Annotated in this window: 27 protein-coding genes; 18 read left to right on the top strand and 9 right to left on the bottom strand. The window is 40.4% G+C overall.

The annotated features are described in order from the left end of the window. Window positions 1–32 precede the first annotated feature (32 nt). Complete coding sequence (panP, locus tag I6F49_RS11430) at window positions 33–1,658, top strand: pyridoxal-dependent aspartate 1-decarboxylase PanP (protein WP_197180536.1); 1,626 nt, start codon at window positions 33–35, stop codon at window positions 1,656–1,658. 57 nt (window positions 1,659–1,715) lie between these two features. Here panP and serA read toward each other — a convergent pair whose 3' ends face one another. The 5 genes from serA to metK form a co-directional block, all read right to left on the bottom strand. Continuing rightward, window positions 1,716–2,945: a phosphoglycerate dehydrogenase gene (gene serA / locus I6F49_RS11425; RefSeq protein WP_197180534.1), complete on the bottom strand. Its 1,230-nt coding sequence runs from the start codon at window positions 2,943–2,945 to the stop codon at window positions 1,716–1,718. 9 nt (window positions 2,946–2,954) lie between these two features. Next, window positions 2,955–3,608 carry a ribose-5-phosphate isomerase RpiA gene (gene rpiA / locus I6F49_RS11420; RefSeq protein ID WP_197180532.1) on the bottom strand — a complete coding sequence of 218 codons (654 nt, stop codon included), beginning with the start codon at window positions 3,606–3,608 and terminating at the stop codon, window positions 2,955–2,957. Window positions 3,609–3,661: 53 nt separating this feature from the next. Continuing rightward, window positions 3,662–4,258: a 5-formyltetrahydrofolate cyclo-ligase gene (locus I6F49_RS11415; protein ID WP_166420953.1), complete on the bottom strand. Its 597-nt coding sequence runs from the start codon at window positions 4,256–4,258 to the stop codon at window positions 3,662–3,664. 18 nt (window positions 4,259–4,276) lie between these two features. Next, complete coding sequence (locus tag I6F49_RS11410) at window positions 4,277–4,825, bottom strand: hypothetical protein (RefSeq protein ID WP_197180531.1); 549 nt, start codon at window positions 4,823–4,825, stop codon at window positions 4,277–4,279. A gap of 175 nt (window positions 4,826–5,000) precedes the next feature. Further along, entirely contained in the window at window positions 5,001–6,152 is a 1,152-nt protein-coding gene (gene metK / locus I6F49_RS11405; protein WP_166420951.1) for a methionine adenosyltransferase, read from the bottom strand. Between the two features lie 304 nt (window positions 6,153–6,456). Between metK and tkt the strand changes: the two genes are divergently transcribed. From tkt to I6F49_RS11385, 4 genes are all read left to right on the top strand, one after another. Next, window positions 6,457–8,448, top strand: a complete 1,992-nt coding sequence (gene tkt / locus I6F49_RS11400) for a transketolase (protein ID WP_197180529.1) — start codon at window positions 6,457–6,459, stop codon at window positions 8,446–8,448. Window positions 8,449–8,926: 478 nt separating this feature from the next. Next, window positions 8,927–9,241, top strand: coding sequence for a pyrimidine/purine nucleoside phosphorylase (gene ppnP, locus I6F49_RS11395; protein WP_002958974.1), 315 nt, complete (start codon window positions 8,927–8,929; stop codon window positions 9,239–9,241). 187 nt (window positions 9,242–9,428) lie between these two features. Beyond that, a complete protein-coding gene (gene hpf / locus I6F49_RS11390; RefSeq protein ID WP_007376058.1) occupies window positions 9,429–9,785 on the top strand; it encodes a ribosome hibernation-promoting factor, HPF/YfiA family in 357 nt (118 codons plus the stop codon). A 162-nt stretch (window positions 9,786–9,947) separates the two neighbouring features. Continuing rightward, window positions 9,948–11,123: an NRAMP family divalent metal transporter gene (locus tag I6F49_RS11385; protein ID WP_197160841.1), complete on the top strand. Its 1,176-nt coding sequence runs from the start codon at window positions 9,948–9,950 to the stop codon at window positions 11,121–11,123. A 15-nt stretch (window positions 11,124–11,138) separates the two neighbouring features. Here I6F49_RS11385 and I6F49_RS11380 read toward each other — a convergent pair whose 3' ends face one another. After that, complete coding sequence (locus I6F49_RS11380) at window positions 11,139–11,918, bottom strand: hypothetical protein (protein ID WP_197180527.1); 780 nt, start codon at window positions 11,916–11,918, stop codon at window positions 11,139–11,141. A gap of 617 nt (window positions 11,919–12,535) precedes the next feature. On the opposite strand from I6F49_RS11380, the gene I6F49_RS11375 reads away from it, so the two are divergent. From I6F49_RS11375 to I6F49_RS11365, 3 genes are all read left to right on the top strand, one after another. Beyond that, window positions 12,536–12,991 (top strand): GNAT family N-acetyltransferase, encoded by a 456-nt coding sequence (locus I6F49_RS11375; RefSeq protein WP_166377786.1) that lies wholly within the window; start codon window positions 12,536–12,538, stop codon window positions 12,989–12,991. Window positions 12,992–13,057: 66 nt separating this feature from the next. Further along, window positions 13,058–13,282, top strand: a complete 225-nt coding sequence (locus I6F49_RS11370; RefSeq protein WP_231615083.1) for a hypothetical protein — start codon at window positions 13,058–13,060, stop codon at window positions 13,280–13,282. Window positions 13,283–13,407: 125 nt separating this feature from the next. After that, a complete protein-coding gene (locus I6F49_RS11365; protein ID WP_166420179.1) occupies window positions 13,408–14,139 on the top strand; it encodes a hypothetical protein in 732 nt (243 codons plus the stop codon). Window positions 14,140–14,173: 34 nt separating this feature from the next. Here the strand turns inward: I6F49_RS11365 and I6F49_RS11360 are convergent, their stop codons facing one another. The 3 genes from I6F49_RS11360 to I6F49_RS11350 are packed head-to-tail and all read right to left on the bottom strand — an operon-like array spanning window position 14,174 to window position 16,503. Beyond that, entirely contained in the window at window positions 14,174–15,361 is a 1,188-nt protein-coding gene (locus I6F49_RS11360; protein ID WP_197180525.1) for a vWA domain-containing protein, read from the bottom strand. A 1-nt stretch (window position 15,362) separates the two neighbouring features. After that, window positions 15,363–16,211, bottom strand: a complete 849-nt coding sequence (locus I6F49_RS11355; RefSeq protein WP_165740821.1) for an AAA family ATPase — start codon at window positions 16,209–16,211, stop codon at window positions 15,363–15,365. A gap of 52 nt (window positions 16,212–16,263) precedes the next feature. Continuing rightward, window positions 16,264–16,503: a DUF1653 domain-containing protein gene (locus tag I6F49_RS11350; protein ID WP_165728443.1), complete on the bottom strand. Its 240-nt coding sequence runs from the start codon at window positions 16,501–16,503 to the stop codon at window positions 16,264–16,266. Window positions 16,504–16,563: 60 nt separating this feature from the next. Between I6F49_RS11350 and I6F49_RS11345 the strand changes: the two genes are divergently transcribed. From I6F49_RS11345 to I6F49_RS11300, 10 genes are all read left to right on the top strand, one after another. Continuing rightward, complete coding sequence (locus I6F49_RS11345; protein WP_165740820.1) at window positions 16,564–17,043, top strand: DUF2947 domain-containing protein; 480 nt, start codon at window positions 16,564–16,566, stop codon at window positions 17,041–17,043. A gap of 74 nt (window positions 17,044–17,117) precedes the next feature. Then, complete coding sequence (locus tag I6F49_RS11340; RefSeq protein WP_166377794.1) at window positions 17,118–17,753, top strand: hypothetical protein; 636 nt, start codon at window positions 17,118–17,120, stop codon at window positions 17,751–17,753. A gap of 37 nt (window positions 17,754–17,790) precedes the next feature. Further along, window positions 17,791–18,078, top strand: coding sequence for a cell division protein FtsB (gene ftsB / locus I6F49_RS11335; protein WP_007584772.1), 288 nt, complete (start codon window positions 17,791–17,793; stop codon window positions 18,076–18,078). Further along, complete coding sequence (gene ispD, locus I6F49_RS11330; protein WP_165740818.1) at window positions 18,068–18,769, top strand: 2-C-methyl-D-erythritol 4-phosphate cytidylyltransferase; 702 nt, start codon at window positions 18,068–18,070, stop codon at window positions 18,767–18,769. Before ftsB ends, ispD begins: the two co-directional genes overlap by 11 nt. Next, a complete protein-coding gene (gene ispF, locus I6F49_RS11325) occupies window positions 18,766–19,263 on the top strand; it encodes a 2-C-methyl-D-erythritol 2,4-cyclodiphosphate synthase (RefSeq protein WP_165740817.1) in 498 nt (165 codons plus the stop codon). The genes ispD and ispF overlap by 4 nt, the downstream gene beginning before the upstream one ends. Then, window positions 19,260–20,312, top strand: coding sequence for a tRNA pseudouridine(13) synthase TruD (truD, locus tag I6F49_RS11320; RefSeq protein WP_166377796.1), 1,053 nt, complete (start codon window positions 19,260–19,262; stop codon window positions 20,310–20,312). The genes ispF and truD overlap by 4 nt, the downstream gene beginning before the upstream one ends. Continuing rightward, complete coding sequence (gene surE / locus I6F49_RS11315) at window positions 20,293–21,057, top strand: 5'/3'-nucleotidase SurE (RefSeq protein ID WP_166420173.1); 765 nt, start codon at window positions 20,293–20,295, stop codon at window positions 21,055–21,057. The genes truD and surE overlap by 20 nt, the downstream gene beginning before the upstream one ends. Beyond that, window positions 21,047–21,685: a protein-L-isoaspartate(D-aspartate) O-methyltransferase gene (locus I6F49_RS11310; RefSeq protein ID WP_197180523.1), complete on the top strand. Its 639-nt coding sequence runs from the start codon at window positions 21,047–21,049 to the stop codon at window positions 21,683–21,685. Before surE ends, I6F49_RS11310 begins: the two co-directional genes overlap by 11 nt. 9 nt (window positions 21,686–21,694) lie before the next feature. Next, entirely contained in the window at window positions 21,695–22,273 is a 579-nt protein-coding gene (locus I6F49_RS11305) for a YqaA family protein (protein ID WP_197180521.1), read from the top strand. A gap of 41 nt (window positions 22,274–22,314) precedes the next feature. Further along, entirely contained in the window at window positions 22,315–23,139 is an 825-nt protein-coding gene (locus I6F49_RS11300) for a peptidoglycan DD-metalloendopeptidase family protein (RefSeq protein WP_197180519.1), read from the top strand. Window positions 23,140–23,141: the final 2 nt, after the last annotated feature.

Below are 23,141 nucleotides of genomic sequence, written 5' to 3'. Positions count from 1 at the left end.
ACGTGTTTTAGCTACACACACTAGGTATTGAGATGGATCAAAAGCGTTGTGCCGTCGCCTCTAAAGAAAGCCTTAAGCGTATATTTACTGTACCTGAAGCGCCAGACTCAACTTTAAGCAAAATCGAGCTTGAAATTTCGAGTAATTTAGCAGGTTTCTTAAACGAAAATATAGCGGCAATTGAAAAACCATTACATGAGATCGAAAAAGATTTTCAATCGGCAGTGATCCCAGAAGATCCAACGTTTGTATCTGCTTATGCCCAAGACATAATGGAGCAACTTGTTGCTCATTCTGTGCATACAGCTGCGCCTAGCTTTATTGGTCACATGACCTCAGCCTTACCACATTTTTTACTACCGCTGTCAAAATTGATGGTAGGACTGAATCAAAATTTAGTAAAAATAGAAACATCTAAAGCATTTACGCCTCTTGAGCGTCAAGTGCTTGGAATGATGCATCATTTAGCGTACGGGCAAGAAGATGCGTTTTATTCTAAATGGATGCACAGTGCTAAAACCTCATTAGGTGCATTTTGCTCTGGTGGTACGGTTGCCAATATTACTGCGCTTTGGATTGCGCGAAACCGCTTATTAAAGCCCGATGGCGATTTTAGGGGGATTGGTGCACAAGGTCTAATTGCCGGTATGCTGCATTATGGCTATAAAGGTTTAGCCGTATTAATATCAGAACGCGGACATTACTCTTTAGGTAAATCGGTTGATTTACTGGGCATTGGTCGCGATAACTTAATTGGTATTAAAACCTGCGAAAATAATAAAGTTGATGTAGGAGCTATGCGCGAAAAAGCACGTGAGCTTGAATCGCAAGGTATTAAAGTAATGGCAATTATTGGGGTCGCGGGTACAACCGAAACCGGCAATATTGACCCACTTGATGAAATGGCCGACTTAGCACAAGACATTAACTGTCATTTTCATGTAGATGCTGCATGGGGCGGAGCAACGCTTTTATCAAACACGCATCGCCCTTTACTCAAAGGAATTGAGCGAGCAGATTCAATTACCATCGATGCACATAAGCAAATGTATGTACCAATGGGCGCGGGTTTAGTTTTATTTAAAGACCCTGCAGCAACCGATGCAATAGAGCATCATGCTGAGTACATACTGCGTAAAGGTTCAAAAGACTTAGGTAGCCACACACTTGAAGGTAGCCGACCAGGTATGGCAATGTTAGTACATGCTTGCTTACGTGTTATTGGCCGTAAAGGTTACGAAATGCTGATTGATCGAAGCATCAAAAAAGCGCATTACTTTGCTGACATAATCAAAGCTGATGAAGACTTTGAGCTTATTTCAGAACCTGAGTTGTGCTTATTAACGTATCGTTATGTCCCTAAGCAAATTAAACAAGCAATAGCCGATGCAGATGCTGCAACCCGGTTAGATATTTTTGCCTCTCTGAATCGCTTTACTGCCAGTATGCAAAAACGTCAGCGAGAGTCTGGTCGCTCATTTGTATCACGTACTCGTTTAACGCCTTCTAAATACGACAATCAACCTACAGTTGTATTTAGAGTGGTACTTGCAAACCCGCTTACCTCAGGCGCTATTTTAAAAGAGATATTAGCTGAGCAAAAAGAGTTGGCTGCAACAGATCCGGTATTCAAAAAATACTTAAGAAAGTATATGTAATCTAAATACAAAAAAGGGTCACTTTGAAGTGACCCTTTTTAATATAAAAAGTATTTATTAATGTAAAATACGTGCTCTAATTGTACCCTCAACAGCGCTTAGTTCTTTAAGTGCTACCTCAGATTGATCTGTATCTACATCAATAACTACATAACCAATAGATGCGTCTGTTTGCAGGTATTGCGCAGCAATATTAATACCGTGCTGTGCAAACGCTTGGTTAATTTGCGTTAGTACACCAGGGCGGTTGTGGTGTACGTGTAATAAACGGCTACGATTAGCAAGCTCAGGCAGCGATACTTCAGGGAAGTTAACCGCAGTAATAGTTGAGCCATTATCTGAATATTTAGCCAGTTTACCCGCTACTTCAATACCTATGTTTTCTTGTGCTTCTTGTGTTGATCCACCAATGTGCGGTGTTAAAATAACATTGTCGAATTGGCGCAGTGGCGATACAAATTCTTCATCGTTAGATTTTGGCTCAGTAGGGAATACATCGATTGCTGCACCACTTAGTTTTTTCTCTGTTAGTGCTTCTGCAAGTGCATCAATATCAACAACAGTTCCGCGTGAAGCATTGATCAAAATAGATCCCTGCTTCATAACAGTAAGTTCTGCGCTACCTATTAGGTTTTTAGTTTGCGGTGTTTCTGGTACGTGTAAGCTAATAATATCAGAGCGTTGTAACAGCTGAGTTAGGTTGTGCACTTGCTTTGCATTACCCAGTGATAACTTATCTTCGATATCGTAATATTCAACGTTCATACCGATGTTTTCAGCCATAATGCCTAGCTGAGTACCAATGTGACCGTAGCCAATAATACCTAAAGTTTTACCACGTGCTTCAAACGAACCATTTGCTGTTTTTAACCAGCCACCACGATGAGCCGCTGCATTACGCTCTGGAATACCGCGTAATAAAAGTAGGATTTCACCAAGTACAAGTTCAGCAACTGAACGAGTATTAGAAAATGGAGCGTTAAATACAGCAATACCGCGTTCGCGTGCTGCATCTAAATCAACTTGGTTTGTACCAATACAAAAACAACCTACAGCAACTAGCTTTTCAGCTGAGTCTAGTACGGCTTGGTTAATATGAGTACGAGAACGAAGCCCTACAAAGTGAACATCTTTAATGCGCTCTTTTAGCTCGTCCTCAGGTAAGGATGTTTTAACGTAGTCGATATTGCTATAGCCGTTACGTTTTAGCGTTTCAACAGCGCTTTGGTGAACACCTTCAAGCAAGAGAATTTTAATCTTGTCTTTTGCTAACGATACCTTACTCATAACCTCATCCTATTTAATTTGTGGCCCATTTTTAGTACCGATAATCACTTTATCAGCACCACGCATCGCAAATAGGCCGTTGGTAACTACGCCAACAATTGAATTTATTTGTGCTTCAAGTTGTTTAGCATTGGTAATTTTTAAGTTAAATACATCTAATATAACGTTACCGTTATCGGTAACAACACCTTGGCGATAAACAGGGTCACCACCAAGTTTTAATAATTCTCGTGCAACGTAGCTGCGCGCCATCGGAATAACTTCTACCGGAAGCGGAAAATCGCCTAATGTATCTACTAATTTGGTGTTATCAACAATACACACAAATTGCTTAGCAACAGCAGCTACTATTTTTTCGCGAGTAAGGGCTGCACCGCCACCTTTAATCATTTCGTTCTGAGCGTTTATTTCGTCAGCGCCATCAACGTATACATCTAAAGCAGCAACATTATTAAGCTCAAATACTTCAATACCTAACGCTTGTAGTCGCGCAGTTGAAGCTTCTGAGCTAGATACCGCGCCTACAATAGTGTCTTTTACTGAGCCAAGAGCATCAATAAAATGGTTAACAGTAGAGCCTGTACCTACGCCTACAATGGTGTTTTCTTTTACAAACTCGAGTGCTGCCCAAGCAGCTGCTTTTTTTAATTCGTCTTGTGTCATTGCTTTGTGCTCATATATGTCAGAAATATGCGGTTAGTAACTAAATTTAAATGTTACCAACTGTATGTTTTATCTGGGGTGATAATGGTTTTAAGTGGTACATCCCACGATTCTATTGGTAAAGTTTCAACTTTTTGGCATTCATGTGCAAGGCCAATTAGTTGCGGTTTTTGCCAATTTTGTTCGTGTAAACGTGCCAATGTTCTGTCGTAAAACCCACCTCCCATTCCTAGGCGATTACCTTGTTTGTCAAATGCAACTAATGGCATAAGGAGGTAATCAAGCGCTGGTAATGGGCATATTTGAGAGCAGTTCAGCTTAGGCTCCAAGATACCATAGCGATTTGCTCTCATGGGTGAGTTTTTCTCATAGCGCTGAAATAGTAAATTAGCGCCATTAAATGGGTGTATTATAGGTAGGTGAATAGCATGCTTTAAACTCCATAATTCTTTAATTAACAATGAGGTGTCTAGTTCTCCATCGTTACTTAAATAAATGGCAATATGCTTTGAATTTGTTGTTTTTTCGCTTTTTAGATGTTGAATAAAATTCATTTTTAGCGATTGAGCAGCAATTACTTGCTGATTATTTGACAAGTTATTACGAATTTCACGAATATCAGTTCTTATTTGTGCGCGCTTATTGCTCATTAAATTATTAAACCGCTACTAAAAAGAGAATAAATCAGGAAAAACTAAAAAAATAGCCAACACTATTAGCAACGTTGTGGCAGTAGCAATTAGTGAATACAAAAGTAAGTTGCTACGTTTTTTAGGTGTTGCTAAGTCATCATCTAGCATTAGGTCGTCATCTTGCCATTCGTCAATATTTTCGTCTGGTGCTTTTAATTGAGTTTCAGGAAGACGTTGCTCTAACTCATCTAGTTTTTCTTCAAGGCGAATTAAGCTGCTAGTGATGTAATCGAGTGCATCAAAAATACGTTCATCACGTTGGTTGTTATTTGCAGCAGGGTTTGAGCCATTTTGAATGATGTTTGAAACAGCTTGAAGCTTACTTTTAATGCCTAAGCTTGCTAGTAATTTAGCCTGTTTTAACGCTTTGTCTTTATCGCTTGGTGCAAACAGTGGCTTACCTTTAAAAAAAAGAGCTACTTTTTCATCTGACGTTTTTAATTTTGCAGCTAAGTTTGCGCACGCTGTTTTTATGTCAACGTTATCGGCAAGTCCTGAAAATATAACACGAAAGTTATCGGCCATTTAACTGTCCCTAAAGCTTTTATAATGAAATGAGTATATACCTAAAGTACAAAAGAATTCGAGGTCGATTTAATAGTTATTTTGTCGGCGCTCTACAAACAATATAGCGAATAAGTTTTAGATGTAAAAACGGCCCTTAAAAGGGCCGTTTTTAATTTACTACAACAATTTTGGCTTAAAGGCCAGCAGCTGCGCGAAGTGCGTCTGCTTTATCTGTACGTTCCCATGGGAACTCTTCACGACCAAAGTGGCCGTAAGCCGCTGTAGGAAGGTAGATAGGGCGCTCTAAATCAAGCATTTGAATTAAGCCGTAAGGGCGTAGGTCAAAGTGTTCACGAATAAGCTCGATTAAACGGCTTTCTTCTAGCTTGCTTGTACCAAACGTTTCAACGCTGATAGAAGTTGGCTCTGCAACACCAATTGCGTAAGAAACTTGTAGCTCACACTTATCAGCAAGGCCAGCAGCCACTACATTTTTAGCTACGTAACGTGCAGCGTATGCAGCACTACGGTCAACTTTTGATGGATCTTTACCAGAGAAAGCACCACCACCGTGACGAGCCATACCACCGTATGTATCTACAATGATTTTACGACCAGTTAAACCACAATCGCCCATTGGTCCGCCAATTACAAAGCGACCCGTTGGGTTAATGAAAAACTTAGTCGCGCTTGTAATAAGCTCTGCAGGAAGTACCGGCTTGATGATTGTTTCCATCACCGCTTCTACTAAATCTTTTTGTGAAATATCTTCGCTGTGCTGAGTAGAAAGTACTACAGCATCAATACCTACTGGTTTGCCGTTTTCGTATGCAAAAGTAACTTGAGATTTTGCATCTGGACGTAACCAGTTAAGCTCGCCGCTTTTACGAACCTCAGCTTGGCGTTGAACTAAACGGTGCGAGTAAGTAATTGGAGCAGGCATTAGTACTTCTGTTTCGTTACATGCATAACCAAACATTAAGCCTTGGTCGCCAGCGCCTTGCTCTTCTGGGCTAGTACGGTCAACACCTTGGTTAATGTCAGGAGACTGTTTACCAATAGTGTTTAAAATAGCACACGAGTCCGCATCGAAACCCATGTCTGAATTTGTGTAGCCAATGTCACGAATTGTTTTACGTGTAATTTCTTCGATATCAACCCATGCGCTAGTAGTGATTTCACCACCAACCATAACCATACCGGTTTTTACGTAAGTTTCGCATGCAACACGGGCATGAGAGTCTTGCTCTAGGATAGCATCAAGTACCGCATCAGAGATTTGATCGGCGATTTTATCCGGATGACCTTCAGAAACTGATTCAGAAGTAAATAAATGTTTTGCCATTGTAATTCTGCTCACAAATATTGCGCTTCACAAACGTCGGTATTAGCGCTAAAAAATTAAGGGGCGTATTTTATCGAAAACAAAACACCTTGCATAGTGTTTTTACGCCTAGACGTCTAAATAAAATTACTAATAACTTTTTGGTCTTAAAAAATATTCATAATGCCTCACTTTTATAGGGTTTTTAATTGCACACCGCCCCCACAATAAGTAAGAATGGTCGGTATAAACGAACCCAAGTTACTTGGGTGCATAAACAAACACATAAATACCCGCGCAAATACACATAAAGGTAGGAGAATTCATGCCATCTCGCAAAGAACTTGCAAATGCTATTCGCGTCTTGTCAATGGACGCAGTACAAAAGGCCAAATCTGGTCACCCTGGAGCCCCTATGGGCATGGCTGATATCGCAGAAGTATTATGGCGCGATTATCTAAAACATAACCCAACGAATCCAGAGTGGGCTGACCGTGACAGATTTATTCTTTCAAACGGCCACGGTTCAATGCTTATATATTCTCTATTGCACCTAAGTGGTTACGACTTACCGCTAGACGAAATTAAAAACTTCCGTCAAATGCATTCTAAAACACCAGGTCACCCTGAGTATGGCTATGCACCAGGAATCGAAACTACTACGGGTCCATTAGGTCAAGGGATCACAAATGCAGTAGGTATGGCAATTGCTGAAAAAGCACTTGCTGCACAGTTTAACCGTGAAGGTCACGATATTGTTGATCACTTTACCTATGCATTTATGGGCGACGGTTGCCTAATGGAAGGTATTTCACATGAAGCAGGTTCACTTGCTGGCACATTAGGCCTTGGTAAACTTGTTGCGTTTTGGGATGACAACGGCATTTCAATCGATGGTGAAGTAGAAGGTTGGTTTACCGATGATACACCAGCGCGCTTTAAAGCATACGGCTGGCATGTAATTAGTGGTGTTGATGGCCACGACAGCGATGCTGTAAGTGCTGCAATTGCAGAGGCTAAGAGCGTTACCGACAAGCCATCACTAATTTGTTGTAAAACAATTATTGGTTACGGCTCACCTAATAAATCAGGTAGCCACGATTGTCATGGTGCTCCACTGGGTGATGACGAAATTAAAGCGTCTCGCGAATTTTTAGGTTGGACTGGCGATGCGTTCGAAATTCCTGATGATATTTACGCACAATGGGATAGCAAAGAAAAAGGCCAACAGCTTGAATCAAGCTGGGACGAAAAATTTGCAGCATACGCAAAAGCATACCCAGAGCTAGCGTCAGAATACAAGCGTCGTATTAACAACGAACTTCCTGGCGATTGGGCTGAAAAATCTCAAGCGTATATTGAGCAATTACAAGCAAACCCAGCAAACCCAGCGTCTCGTAAAGCATCGCAAAATGCATTAAATGCGTTCGGTCCGTTATTACCAGAATTTATGGGTGGCTCAGCCGATTTAGCTGGCTCAAACTTAACAATTTGGGATGGCTCTAAAGGTTTAACACGCGATGATGCAAGCGGTAACTACATTTACTACGGTGTGCGTGAGTTTGGTATGTCGGCCATCATGAATGGTATTGCCCTTCATAAAGGCTTTATTCCTTACGGTGCTACGTTTTTAATGTTTGTTGAATACGCAAAAAATGCTGTACGTATGGCTGCATTAATGAAGCAACCAAGCATTTTTGTATACACGCACGATTCTATTGGTTTAGGTGAAGATGGTCCAACTCACCAACCAGTAGAGCAAATTGCAAGCATGCGTTTAACGCCTAACTTATACAACTGGCGCCCGTGTGACCAAGTTGAGTCGGCAATTGCATGGCAACAAGCTATTGAGCGTAAAGACGGTCCTACATCGTTAATCTTTACTCGCCAAGGTCTTGAGCAACAAGCGCGTGACGCACAGCAATTAAGTGACGTTAAAAAGGGTGGTTACATCCTTAGCTGTGACGGCAATCCAGAGATTATCTTTATTGCGACGGGCTCTGAAGTGCAACTAGCACAAGATTCAGCAAGCGAACTACGCAGCCAAGGTAAAAAGGTACGTGTTGTATCTATGCCTTGTACTGATGCCTTTGAAACGCAAAGCGCAGCATACAAAGAAAGCGTATTACCGGCATCAGTTTCACGCCGCGTAGCAGTAGAAGCTGGTATTGCTGACTACTGGTACAAGTACGTTGGTTTAAACGGCGCAGTAGTAGGTATGACTACCTTTGGTGAGTCAGCACCTGCAGGCGAACTGTTTGAGCACTTTGGTTTTACAGTGGCAAACATTGTAAGCAAAGCAAACGAGCTTTTTTAATCGATTGCTTTAATATTTAAAAGCCCGCTCTGTTTAAAACAGGGCGGGCTTTTTTGTTTGAATAACTGTAAAAGCGTTGCTTTAAAACGCCAGCAAGCTGGGCGTCTACAGGGAGTTTAATACCAATCTGCTTATATATGGGGTCTATTAAACGTTAAGAAAATTACGCTAGAACTAGGCAAAAGTTTTTATATCTAGTTGTTCTAAATAAAAAACTTTTAACGACGTTATAGTGCAATTTAATTCGTTAAATTGATCAAAGATTTATGCAGGTTGGTATAATTTTGAGTGGTAGGCGAAGAGTTTGCTCACGTGGGAAGGCAGCTTCTAATTTATTTAATATTACCCAAAGGGCTGCTTTGAATACTTTAAGTGAGTAACTTTCAATACGCTTCTCTTGCAAGCTATTTACCTATCAGGCAAGGTAGTGCGATAAAATTTATAAATAAAAATCTTAAATTAATAGCAGGAGCTAAAAATGCCAAAGTTCGATAACGTAAGTGTAGTAAAAAAAGCCAATGTATATTTTGACGGAAAAGTATCAAGCCGTACCGTTATTTTAGGTGATGGCGAAGCGAAAACGTTAGGCTTTATGCAACCAGGTGAGTTTGTTTTTGATACAAACCAAAAAGAATGCATGGAGCTTTTAGCTGGCCAATGGGATATTTTATTACCAGGCGCGAGCGAATGGAAAACATTTAATGCAGGTGAATCGTTTAATGTAGATGCAAACGTAAGCTTTAAAGTAAAAGTATCTGACTTTGCTGATTACTGTTGTTCGTACACAGATTAATCAATCAGAGCTTAAATTAAGTAGACGTCTGAAAGCCCATGCAATGTGGGCTTTGCATAAACTTTGCGCAACACATGATTTAAATCACCAAAAGCCGTAAATAACCCTCAAATATCTCTCTTTTTTCCTTGTGTTAATCTAAATAGCCCCCAATACTAATTGTAGGTAACAAATAAAAGGATACCCTATGAAAATTAATCTTTCTGGTCACCATGTTGAAGTTACTGACTCTATTAGAGAGCACATCAACGAAAAATTTTCAAAAATCGAGAGCCATTTCCCATCGCTTATTGCGCTCGATATTATTTTGTCTAAAGAGCATCATAAGATCCAAGCTGAAATTAGCACAAATTACGAAGGCACGCGCATATCGGTAAAAGGGGAAAACGAAGTTATGTACCCAGCTATTGCAAGCGCAGCTAAAAAACTCGATGCGGCACTAAAACATCGAAAAGGGCAAATAAAAGCAAACTTACACGAAAAGCCTGTAAGCACGACACCTGAAATCGCACACGAGATCATCCAAGAGATGGATCTTAAATAAAAATTAGTCACAAAGTATTGTAAAAAAGAGCCGCCTGGCTCTTTTTTATTGCCTGTAATTTCTGTAAGTTAGAGGCTCACACACACTATTTTTGAGCAGTAAATGAACCAAGCAGTATCGAAATGGAAATCAAGCCTGAACGCGCTTGGCCCTGGGATTCTCATGGCAACAGCCGCTATTGGAGGTTCTCACTTAGTTGCCTCTACACAAGCTGGGGCAATATTTGGCTGGCAATTATTTTGGCTTATCCTCGTTGTTAATGTTTTAAAGTACCCGTTTTTTCGCTTTGGTATGGAATACACTCTCGCTACTAAAAATAGCCTAGTAGAGGGGTATAAAAGTAAAGGTCCGTTTTACTTTTATAGCTTTATTGGTTTAAACATTGTAGCCGCCGTTGTTAATACCGCCGGCGTATTACTGCTTACCGCAAGCTTACTGCATTACGCTCTACCTATTGTTATTGAAGTAACCTTACTTTGTTGGATGCTGCTAGGGGTATGTTTAGTTATATTACTACTTGGGCACTTTAAAGCGCTCGATAACGTTGCCAAAGGCATTATGGGGCTGCTTACACTTGCAACATTAATTGCTCTTGCTATAGCATTTAGTAACGGTCCAATGGCACCTGCTGACTACGTTGGTCCTTCACCGTACGAACTTGCAATGCTGAGTTTTATGGTGGCTTTAATGGGGTGGATGCCAGCGCCTATCGAAATATCTGCATTAAGTTCTTTATGGCTAAAAGAAAAACAAGCGCAGCAAACCGTCACTAAAAGCCAAGGCCTGTTCGATTTTAACGTAGGTTACTGGCTTACAGCTGGCTTAGCATTAGTATTTTTTAGCTTAGGTGTATTAGTGCAATACGGGCAAACCAGCAGTATAGAACTCGGTGGTGTCGCGTTTGCCAAGCAGCTTATTGATATGTACGCATTAACAATAGGGGAGTGGGCAAGGCCGCTTGTATCAGCCATTGCTTTTTTATGTATGTTTGGCACCACATTAACTGTACTAGATGGTTACGCGCGTACTTTAAACGAATCGCATAAATTACTTGGCTTTAAGCAATCAAAACACAGCTTAAATATTTGGCTAATACTACAAGCACTTGCCGGTATGGCGGTTATTTTATTTTTTAAATCAGCCCTTGGCCCCATGCTTACGTTTGCGATGACGCTTTCATTTGTTACAACGCCTATTTTTGCATGGCTCAACTTTAGCCTTGTGCGCTCAGAGCCAGCTATTAAGCACAGCGTATTACTACGCAGCTTAACGTGGTTAGGCTTAGTGTACTTGGTTGGTTTTGCTTTAGCTTTTATAATTTGGAAGTTGGCAGCCTAATTAAAGATCAAAGCCCTATAACGGGCACTCTACTTTGTTATATTTATACTCAATAGGGAAAATCTGACCTTCTGCGGATTTTTTTATACTCTTATCGATACGTAAAATACTATTTTTAAAATCATCGACTAAACGATATCGCATTTCAGTCATTGAGTTTTCACCTAAAATGTATATTTCTTCTTGGCGGATCTCCCCTCCATCTGCAATAGTAAGTGTAGTGATAGCATTTACAGTATTTCCTCCAAGGCTGTTTAGTACTCCTTCAACAATACCTTCATACCCAACGCTGTATTCAACTGATTGGGAGTAACCTAACTTTGTCCCTGTTACTTTTGTACCGTAAATATCTAATTTTAATTCACGCGTTTCGGTAAAGCCTTCTTCACTACCCTCATATTTGTAACAAGCAATATTACCAAAATCCAGTTCGTCGTCAGAAATGTCATTCTCTATAGAAAACACAAACAGCTCACCTGTTTTTTTAACCTGGACACCGTAACGCGATGTTTCTGCAGTTGATACTAAGCTTGCTACAGTCACATCTTTGGTTTCTTTGTAAAATATACTTCCTGAGCCAAAACAAATGTTTGCCTCTGTTGTATCACAAGCTTCAATATTTGAATGATTTTCAATCTCTTTTGGAAGAGTGATATCATCCCAATTGTTAGCAAGTTTTTGTGTTGAAGTTTCGGATGCGCTATCTAATACAACTTTTGTCGAGTTGGAAGTGAAATAGTTGTAGCCAAAAAAACCGGCTAAAATGAGTGAAATAACAATAAAAATATTTTTCATAATGGATGAATTACAACAGCTTTAATCAAAAGTGCGTGAATTATAACGGTTTTAATCAAAAGTTCAATTTGGTAAAGATTACCCTTACTCACAATTGAAAACCACGTGTAAATAAGTTATTCAGTAGTGCGAACAAAAAAATACTCGCCCTCTGATTTGGGTAACGATCCGCTTTTTATCAGGTCGCTCATAAAACAAAAATAAACAAGACACCAACAAAACACCCACCCTAAATTTTGTTGTTAAGTATGTTTTATTAAGCATGTTCGCGAGGTAAACTCGCGCCTACAGGATTGGGGTTATATTTGTAGGCGCGGCTTTAAGCCGCGTTTTTGGTTTTTTTTTACTACTCGCGAGGTAAAAAAATTAAGACAACACCTATCTTAATTGAGATAGCTTTGTTTGTTTAATTAAGGTGGATGTCTAGTTTGATTTAGCAATAAAACACAGCGTGTTATTACGTAGCTTAACGTGGTTAGGACTAGTGTATTTAGTAGGTTTTGCAGTAGCGTTTATAGTGTGGGAGCTAGCAGCCTAAATATAACCCCTTACTTTAGGGTTTTAATTAAAGCCCTAAAGCCCTCAAGCATTAAATTCTAGGATTAAACGAGGTATAAATGGATATTAGAACAGGTGAACTTTCAAACCCACACGTTATAAAGCTACTACAAGGGCATCATAACGATATGCTAAAACACTCACCTGCGGAGAGCGTACATGCACTGGATGTAACTAAACTTACTCAGCCCAATATAACCTTTTATAGCTTATGGATTGATAATAATTTAGCGGGTGTTGGTGCTTTAAAAGCACTAAATACAACGCATGGCGAAATTAAGTCAATGCGCACATCAAGCCGCTATTTACGCCAAGGCATAGCAGCTAAATTGCTCACCCATATAATTGAGCAATTCACACTGCGTGGTTATAAAAAGCTAAGTCTAGAAACCGGCACCGCAGAGGCATTTTTACCCGCACAAAAGCTTTATGCTCAATTTGGTTTTAAAAAATGCGAACCGTTTGGTGATTATGAGCTAGACCCGTACAGCTTGTTTATGAGTAAAGCGCTTTGAGTTGTATGCGTTCACCATTTACAGAAGAACAAAAAAGCAATATAAAGAGTTTTAGGAGATGATGTAATGAGCAAACGTGATTTATTTTCAGAATTAACTACAACTCTTAGTGATGCTAAAGCGCATTCACAAGGAAAGCTTACATTACGTACTCATTCAGTAAATGATATTAACGACCTTGCTATCTCACCGGATGAAATAGCAAATATTCGAGAAACATCCAGCATACATCAGCAAGGGGGCTCGGAAATCAAGCACAAAGGGGGAGAGCATCTAATTGACGAGCGGTAAATTACCGAGGTTTTTGTTGTGTCATTCTAAAGCATTGAACTATATAGCTAACACCTATTTTCTGTTTAATTAGTTCTGCTCCTATATCCTAATTTATCCCACATCAACTAAAAGGAAATAAGCTTATGAGTGAGATGAAGGTTCGAAATTACTATGAAAGTATAAAAAGCTCTATAAAAAGTGCACAAAAGTATGTTGAATGTGAAGACCAAGATGATCTAGTTAAAAGTGTGAATATTTTGAGTCGAGACTTTGGATTACCTTTTTTACAAACTGTTTCTTTCTCTGGATACAGATATAAATACATAGATCATAAAAATGGACTATTAAAAAATGAAGAGCTGCTCAGCTTCATTAATAGTTTTGAAGCAGGTATTTTTGACGTGTTTAAAGAGCAAAGTATTTTTTATGGTTTTCAATTAAATTTACTAAAAAGCCTTATTAAGGCTTATGAAAATGGTTTTTTTGAAGCCTGTTTACCAGGAGCTTTTACATTAATAGAGTCTGCATTATCACAATTCGATTATGAAGATGACATCCCTAATGCTAAAGAGAGAGTGCGCTATAACCAAAGAGTAATTAAAGATAAGTTCAAGTCCCTAGAATTTGGTTTAGAATTAAGTGCTTCCTTGAAATCTGTAAGTGGACTTTTAGATTACTACTTTAAACCTGTGGATTTTCAGAAGTTTGAAGAACCCACAGATGTAAACCGCCATTGGTTACAACATGGTAGGCATATTGCTTTAATTGTTGATAAATCAATGGCACTTAAAATATTTGGATTTTTAGCAACCGTAATTCAGACAATAGAATTGTTTCATTACGAATACCCTCCTTATGATGAACTGCATGACTAGTCGGCTTAAAGACTTTTTTATGAAGCTGCGTAAACTAACTCAGCTCTTTTATCGCTCTACTTATTCCATCTAAACTCAGCGCATACATACGGTTGTTCATTAACTCTTTTATAAAACCAATTGATTGATAGTACGGCCAGTGTTCAACGGGTTGTGGGTTAAGCCACGCTACCTTATCAAAATGGTTGGTGATTCGTGATAACCATACACTGCCAGGCTCTTCGTTATAGTGCTCTACCGAGCCGCCAGGGTAGGCTATTTCGTATGGGCCCATAGTGGCATCGCCTACAAATATTACTTTGTAGTCGCTGGTAAACTTGTTTATGAGCGTCATGGTGTCTATTACGTTTGAATGGCGGCGCGCGTTGTCTTGCCAAACGTTCTCGTACAAGCAGTTATGAAAGTAGTAAAACTCTAAATGTTTAAATTCGCTGTGGGCGGCGCTAAATAGCTCTTCGCAGGTATGAATGTAGTCATCCATTGAGCCGCCAATATCAAACAGCATCAATATTTTTACGGCATTGTGACGCTCAGGTGCCATTTTTACATCAAGCATGCCACCCTGTTTTGCAGTAGCGCGAATAGTCTCGTTTAAATCTAGCGTGTCGCTTGCGCCAGTGCGGGCAAATTTACGCAGCTTTTTAAGGGCGAGTTTAATAGTACGCGAGCCAATTTCGCGATCGGTGTCGAGGTTTTTGTATTCTCGTTTATCCCACACTTTTACCGCTTGGCGGTTACGGTTACCGTCTTGCCCTATACGCACGCCTTCTGGGTTGTAGCCATACGCACCAAAAGGTGATGTACCGCCAGTGCCCACCCATTTATTGCCGCCAGCGTGGCGTTTTTGTTGCTCTTCTAAACGCTCTTTTAGGGTTTTCATAAGCTCGTCGAGTCCGCCCATAGCTTTAAGTTGGGCTTTTTCTTCATCGCTTAGGTTTTTTTCGAATTCTTTACGTAGCCAGTCTTCAGGTAAGTTGTGCTGTTGCTTTAAGCTCTCGAGTAAATCGAGGTCAGCAATACCACTAAAATAGTCGCTAAAGGCTTTGTCAAATCGGTCAAAGTGGGTTTCGTCTTTTACCATTATGGTGCGTGCTAAATGGTAAAAGGCGTCTACGTCGGCAAATATAACGCCTTTTTTTAAGGCATTTATTAAATCGAGTAGCTCGCGCAGGCTTACAGGTAAGCGGTATTCACGCAGTTTGAAGAAAAACGCAATCAACATCTTAACGGCGGCTCATAAAGGCTAATTTTTCGATTAGGCTTATGTCCTGCTCGTTTTTAAGCAGTGCGCCAAACATGGGCATTAATCCGCCTTTTTTAGCTTTGTCGTGCAGTGTTTTAGCGTCTATGTCTTCTGCCATAAGCAGTTTAAGCCAGTCGAGTAATTCGCTAGTGGATGGCTTCTTTTTAAGGCCGTTTGCATCGCGTAGGTTAAAAAACACTTCGAGTGCTTGGCGTACTAAATCTTGTTTAACGTTAGGGTAGTGCACGTCAATAATCTGCTGCATTTCATCGCTGCTAGGAAAATCAATATAGTGAAAAAAGCAGCGGCGTAAAAATGCATCCGGCAATTCTTTTTCATTATTAGAGGTAATGATCACAATAGGGCGCTCTTTGGCTACAATGCGCTCATTAGTTTCGTAAACATGAAACTCCATTTTATCAAGCTCAAGTAATAAGTCGTTTGGAAACTCTATGTCGGCTTTATCTATTTCATCAATTAATAGTACTGGGCGTTTACCGTGTAGTTCTGCATGAGTAAATGCTTGCCAAAGCTTACCTTTAACAATGTAGTTACCAATATTGTGTACACGCTCGTCACCTAATTGGCTGTCGCGCAGGCGCGAAACCGCATCGTACTCGTACAAGCCTTGCTGCGCTTTAGTAGTCGATTTAATGTGCCACTGAATAAGTACTGTATCTAAACTTTTAGCTAACTCCTCAGCCAGCATGGTTTTACCTGTGCCGGGTTCGCCTTTAATTAAAAGTGGTTTTTCGAGCATAATGGCGGCATTTACTGCCTGTTTTAGCGAGCTGCTTGCGATGTAATTGTCAGTAGAATTAAATTGCACGGTGTACCCTTGTCTGGTCTGAGGAGTAAGTTATTTTGTTATAATGCCATAGTTAAACGGCAGGTCCAAGGTAGGCAAAACGCGGTATGACCTCACCGTCTTTTTCAATAGTTTCTAAAAACATACTAAGTGGGCGCGCCCAGATTCCAAATTCACCATAGAGTGCTTGGTAAATCACAAGTTGTTCCTCGGTTTCGCTATGGGTGGCAACGTGAATAACTTTGTATTGCGGCCCTTTGTAGTGTTGGTACATACCTGGTTTGAGGGAAAGTGGTTTTATTGCTGTAGTCATGTTTTGATCTCTTGTATAATTTGGCTTTGCACTTTTAATGTTAACTAATTTGCCAACACTATGAACTATATTTCTTTAGATGATTACAAAAAGGCGTGGGTTTTTCGCCACAAAGATTTACCTGTATCTGATGAAGACGCAGCAAAAATAAAGCCTATGGGCGATGAGCGTGCAGCCGTACTTTGGACAACCATGGTGAGCCGTGAGTTTGATCACCCAGATTTTTTTGAAGACACCGATTGGTGTGGCCAAGAAAAAAGCTTTAGCCAAGAAGTAGATTGGCAAGATGCGTGGGAAAATGGTGATGCGCAACCACCAGAAGCAATCTTAACGTTTTTAGATTGGGAAGCTAACACCACTGTTTATTTTTGTATGGCACGCGATAATATTATCGAAACAACATTTGATGTATTTAAACGCAATTGGCAAAACTTTATGTTTTTAGCTGATGGCAGTTTGCTGATTGGTAAAAAGCGTAATACGGTTGTGCAATTTTTAGAATCAGGTAAAGCAAAATTAGGTGAAAAGCCAAGCGCTTAATTAGTGCGCTGCGCTTAAAAAATATTCAATACTGTGTTATAAAACATTTACCTGAATATTTTTTAGTACAGCTTTTGGTCGCTAAAAATCAGTCACTTGGTGCTCAGCAGCAAGTTGAAATTTGGCAAACTGATGCACAAAAAGTGTTGTATGCACAATTGTGTAATGCGTTTTATCAGCGTGAGGTTCAGCGATTAGTTGCAGAGCCTAATGCCGATAAACTGCGCCGCCAGTTAAAAAGCCTACCTTATTATATTGAGCGAGCGGCAACGTTAGTTGCCAATGGTGACACGCCTTTTACGCTTGATGCACAAAATAGTACGTGGCTTGAAAAGCAAAAACCGACCCCACCCGATGTGAATGTTCAAGCTAATGAACTTTTTTATCAAACGTATGCCAAAGTGGGGCTTATAGTGCCCGTTATATTGCATGGCTACGATCAGGTGCGTCTTAGAATAGACAGTATCGATCAGTTAGGCGAAAATAAGCTGCATTGTAACGAGCTTGGTTGGTTTGATTTTTTAGGAAGTGGGCTAGAGCAGCAAAATGCTCAGCTAATAAAGCCAAGTAAAGTGAGTTTAACCGCTGCATGTTGCGGGCATCAGTGGCAATTTTCGAAGCGTTGTATGCCACGGGTTTTATCACTACGCGAAATGCTTTTAGCGGGTAGTATTAATTGGCGCAATTTTAAGCGCCCCTTAGCGTATTAAAGTTAAGGTATTTGGAATTTAAAATAAGGAGTGTTAAATGCGTATTTTTCAAGTTGGCTTACTGTGCTTAGCACTGTTTGTACAATACAGATTATGGTTTGGTCATAATGGTTTACAAGACTACACACGGCTAAAAGGTGCTGTAGCGTCGCATCAAGAAACCAACGAAAAGCTCATTAAACGTAATAAAGTACTTAAAGCAGATATTGAAGACTTAAAGCTTGGCCAAGAAGGCATTGAAGAGCGTGCACGCAACGAATTGGGAATGATTAAACCGGACGAAACATTTATTCGTGTTTTACCGGGCAAACAATATGACAAATAAACAGACTATTGCAGCAATTGTACCAGCTGCGGGCGTTGGCAGTAGAATGCAGCACAATGCGCCTAAGCAATATATACAATTAGCCGGTAAAACCATTTTAGAACACACCTTAGCTAAACTTTCTCAATTATCTCAATTACGCACTATTGTTGTTGCCCTTAGCGACAGCGACCCCTATTTTGACGAACTCCCAACACTTGATAAGCGCATTGTTCGCGCCAGTGGCGGTAAAGAGCGTGCAGATTCAGTACTCAATAGCTTACTTTTTTTAGCGCCCAATCCTCCAGCATGGGTGCTTGTACATGATGCTGCGCGTCCGCTAGTTAATATCAGTGATATAGAACGTTTAATTGATGAATGTATACGCGCTGATGAAGGCGGTATTTTAGCTAGCAAAGTAAAAGACACCATAAAACGCGGCCACACTCATGCCCTACAAACTGTGCCACGAGACGATTTATGGCAAGCACTTACCCCGCAGTTTTTTAAATATGACGAGCTTAAAAATGCACTTCAAGGCGCATTAGCAAGTGGGGCAACTATTACAGACGAAGCAAGTGCAATTGAATGGGCGAGTAAGCCAGTAAAGCTTGTAGCAGGTCGCAGCGATAATATTAAAATAACCACGCCAGAGGATTTAGACTTGGCTGGGTTTTTATTACATAAACAACAAAACGAGAGTGCATTATGATACGAATTGGCCATGGTTTTGACGTACATAAATTTGGCGGCGAAGGCCCGTTAACTATTTGTGGTGAAAAAATTGATTATCCACAAGGCTTTTTAGCGCACTCAGATGGCGATGTCGCTATTCATGCATTATGTGATGCTATTTTAGGCTCGCTTGCAATGGGTGATATTGGTAAGCACTTTCCGGATACGGCTAGTGAGTATGAAAATATCGACAGCCGTATTTTACTTCGCCATGTGGTGAGCTTAGCTAAAGAGCAAGGTTATGTAATTGGCAATGGCGATGTGACTATTGTTGCACAGGCGCCAAAAATGCTGCCACACATTCAAGCTATGCGTGCTAATTTAGCCAGCGATTTAAATTGTAACCTTAGCCAAATTAACGTTAAAGCCACTACTACTGAAAAGCTAGGCTTTGAAGGGCGCAGGGAAGGTATTTCGAGCCATGCAGTGGTTATTATGAGTAAAGAGTCTATGAGTACAAAAAACGCATGAGCGATTTAAATTATTTATACGGTGCTCCGCTTTCTAAAGCTGATTTTAAAACCACCGCTGAAGACTTTATGGTTGATGAAGACCTAGGTATAGAATTTACAGGCAGTGGCGAACACGTGTGTTTGCAGGTGGTTAAAAAAGGCGAAAATACGCAATATGTTGCCAAGCTAATTGCGCAGCGTGCGGGTGTTTCACCGCGAGACGTAAGTTACGCCGGCATGAAAGATCGCCACGGTGTGTGCTCACAGTGGTTTAGTGTAAAAGTACCGATTAAAAAGCCTATCGATTTTAGCGATTTAAATAGCGAGAGTATTTTTATTGTGTCGCAACAGCGCCACGACCGTAAATTACGCACGGGCTGCCACAAAGGTAATAAATTTACTATTACGCTTCGTAACGTAACCAAGCCCCTTGATATTTTATGCCGCATTAACGCAGTACGCGCAGGTGTGCCTAATTACTTTGGCGAACAACGATTTGGGCATGGCGGTCATAACTTAGTTATGGCTGAAAAAATGTTTGCCGGTGAGCGCATTCGCGATAAAAAACTGCGCGGTATTATTATTTCAGCAGCGCGCTCTCATGTGTTTAATCAAATAGTAAATTTACGTGTTAAAGAGCATGGTTTAGCTAAAACAATGCACCGTGAAGTATTTATGCTCAGCGGCAGTAATGCATTTTTTGAAGATGCAATTAACGACGAAAACATAGAGCGATTAGCCACTGGCGATATTATGATGTCGGCACCTATGGTGGGGAAAAGCGAAAAAGGTTTAACCGAACAAGAAAAAATCTGGCTTGAACCTTTCCAAACATGGTGTGATGGCTTAGGTGAGTTAGGCCTTAAAAATGAGCGCAGAATGCTGCGTTTAATTCCGCAAAACTTAACGGTTGAGACCATAGATGAAACCAGTTTAAAGCTGAGTTTTGGTTTGCCAAAAGGGTGTTTTGCAACCGCATTATTACGCGAGCTGGTGGATTACACAGATGCAAGCCCACGAGAGCGCAAAGAGAAGGATAATGACATAAATGAAGATACTGTTAAGTAACGATGATGGCGTAAATGCTAAAGGCATTGCAGTTTTATATCAGGCGCTTATACAAATTGCAGAGGTAACCCTTGTTGCACCTGATCGCAACTGTAGTGGCGCAAGTAATTCTTTAACGTTAATGAACCCGCTGCGAGCTACAACGCTTGAAAATGGTTTTATGTCGGTTAATGGCACACCTACTGATTGTGTACATTTAGGTGTAAATCAGTTAGCTGATGAAAAACCAGACCTTGTTGTTGCTGGTATTAACCATGGTGCCAATTTAGGCGATGATACGCTTTACTCTGGCACTGTTGCCGCTGCAACTGAAGGTCGCCACTTGGGCTTACCTGCAATTGCGGTATCGCTTTGCTCACATAAGGGCGAGCATTTTGAAACAGCCGCCGCGGTTACCGTAAATATTATTAAAGGCTTGGCTTCGCACCCGCTGCCAAAAGATCAAATAATAAATATTAATGTGCCAGATATTCCATTAAGTGAATTAAAAGGGGTGCAAGTAACACGCCTAGGCGCTCGCCATAAAGCCGAAACCATGACCAAACAAACAGATCCTTGGGGTCGTGATATTTATTGGTATGGATCGCTAGGGACTGAAAGCGATGCAGGAGAGGGGACCGATTTTCACGCTATTAACAATGGCTATGCATCGGTGACGCCATTGAGTGTTGATATGACAGCAAAAGATAGCTTAAAAGCCGTAGGAGACTGGTTAGCCGATTTGGAGATTAATCGTGCTCGCTAATTATACTCGCAGTGCAAAAGCGTTATCTGACTTACTAAAGCGTGAAGGCGTTGAAGATACACAAGTACTCAGTGCTATAGCTGACATTCCTCGCCATATTTTTATAGATGATGTGTTAAAACACAAAGCCTATGAAAATACAGCGTTACCTATTGGGCAAGGGCAAACTATTTCTCAGCCTTATATAGTAGCGCGCATGACAGAGCTACTTCGCTTAGCTGGTGTGCGCGATAAAGTATTGGAGATTGGCACTGGGTCTGGCTATCAAACTGCAATATTAGCTAAAACGTTTACTAAGGTTTACTCGGTAGAACGTATTAAAACACTTCAGTGGCAGGCAAAACGCAGGTTGCAGCAACTCGATTTATATAATGTAACCATGAAGCATGGCGATGGTTGGCAAGGCTGGCAATCACAAGCACCGTTTGATGGTATTATAGTGACTGCTGCGGCCTCTAAAGTACCGCAAGACTTACTTGATCAGTTAGCCGATGGCGGCGTGTTATTAGCCCCAATTGGTGAGAGTAATCAAAAATTAATAATGGTTATCCGCAAAGGCGATAATTATAAAGAGCATGTTATTGCTCCCGTTAGATTTGTGCCGCTAGTACCTGGCGATATTGAATAGGAATTCATTTTGAAGTTGTTTACCAAGTTATACGATATGGCCCTAGTGTGGGCAAAACACCGTCATGCGGAACGTTATTTAGCTGCAATGAGCTTTGCAGAGTCAGTTTTTTTTCCAATACCACCCGATGTAATGCTTGCACCTATGTCGCTTGCGCAACCTAAAAAAGCATGGCGCTTTGCAAGCTTTGCCACAATAGCGTCGGTTTTTGGTGGCATAATTGGCTACTTACTCGGTTTTTGGTTATTCGAACCGGTTGTTGAGCCATTAATTGCACAAATGCACTGGCAAGAAAAGTTTGATATCGCATTAAATTGGTTTAAAGATTACGGTGTTTGGGTTGTGTTTTTAGCTGGTTTTTCGCCGATACCATATAAAGTATTTACAATTGGCGCAGGTGTTTTGCAAATGGCATTTTTGCCATTTTTACTCGCATCAGCTATTGGGCGCGGTGCACGGTTCTTTTTAGTTTCAGCTTTAATGAAGTGGGGCGGGACTAAAATGGAAGCAAAATTACGTCAGTATATTGAAATACTTGGTTGGGGATTAGTGGTATTAATTGCATTAGCGTACTTTTTATTGCGTTAAGCGTTAAAAATATCAATTGTCTAATTTGGGAGGAAAATACAATGAATAAACATTTTTTACTGTATATGACTATATTTATTAGTATTTTTCTCTTTGGTTGTTCTTCTCGCCATATTCCTGCGCCAGTTAGCAGTCTAAATAATAATGTTAACGATTTAGGTCATACTATTAACATTAATGGAAGTAACTATAAAGTACAAAGAGGAGATACGCTTTATTCTATCGCTTTTAGTGCCGGGCAGGATTTTAGGTTACTTGCAAAAAACAACTCAATTCCATCACCTTACACCATTTTTCCAGGGCAAAATATCTCCTTAATCCCCAAGCCTAAAAAAATTAAAAGGGATGAAAAATATACGAATTTGAGTAAAAAGTCTATAAAAAATAAACAAAAAAATAACATGATATTAAAGAAAGAGCTTGATCCCCCAAAACAACGAGAGTATGTTCAGAAACAAGCCAGTAACAAAGTTAGTAATACTAAACGTTTGTCGAGCAGTAAAGTTAAATGGTCTTGGCCTGCAAAGGGCAAAATTACCAAACGCTTTTCTAATAAGGAAAACGGTTATAAAGGTTTACAGATTACTAATCGCAAAGGGGCTTCAGTCTTAGCCGCGGCACAAGGAACGGTGGTGTACGCGGGTAACGCTCTTCGAGGGTACGGTAGTTTAATCATATTGAAACATAATGATGATTACCTAAGTGCTTACGCACATAACTCGAAATTACTTGTTAAAGAAAAGCAGAAGGTTAAGGCAGGACAAAAAATAGCAGAAATTGGTAATTCAGAATCTCCGGTCACCGCGCTTCGTTTTGAAATTCGCTACCGAGGGCAAGCTGTCAATCCTGCTAAATACCTACCCTAATT

The organism is Pseudoalteromonas sp. SWN166, from assembly GCF_015864485.1.
Classification (GTDB): Bacteria; Pseudomonadota; Gammaproteobacteria; order Enterobacterales; family Alteromonadaceae; genus Pseudoalteromonas.
Note: the sequence above shows the minus strand (reverse complement) of the source record. Positions and strands in the feature narration are given on the sequence as shown.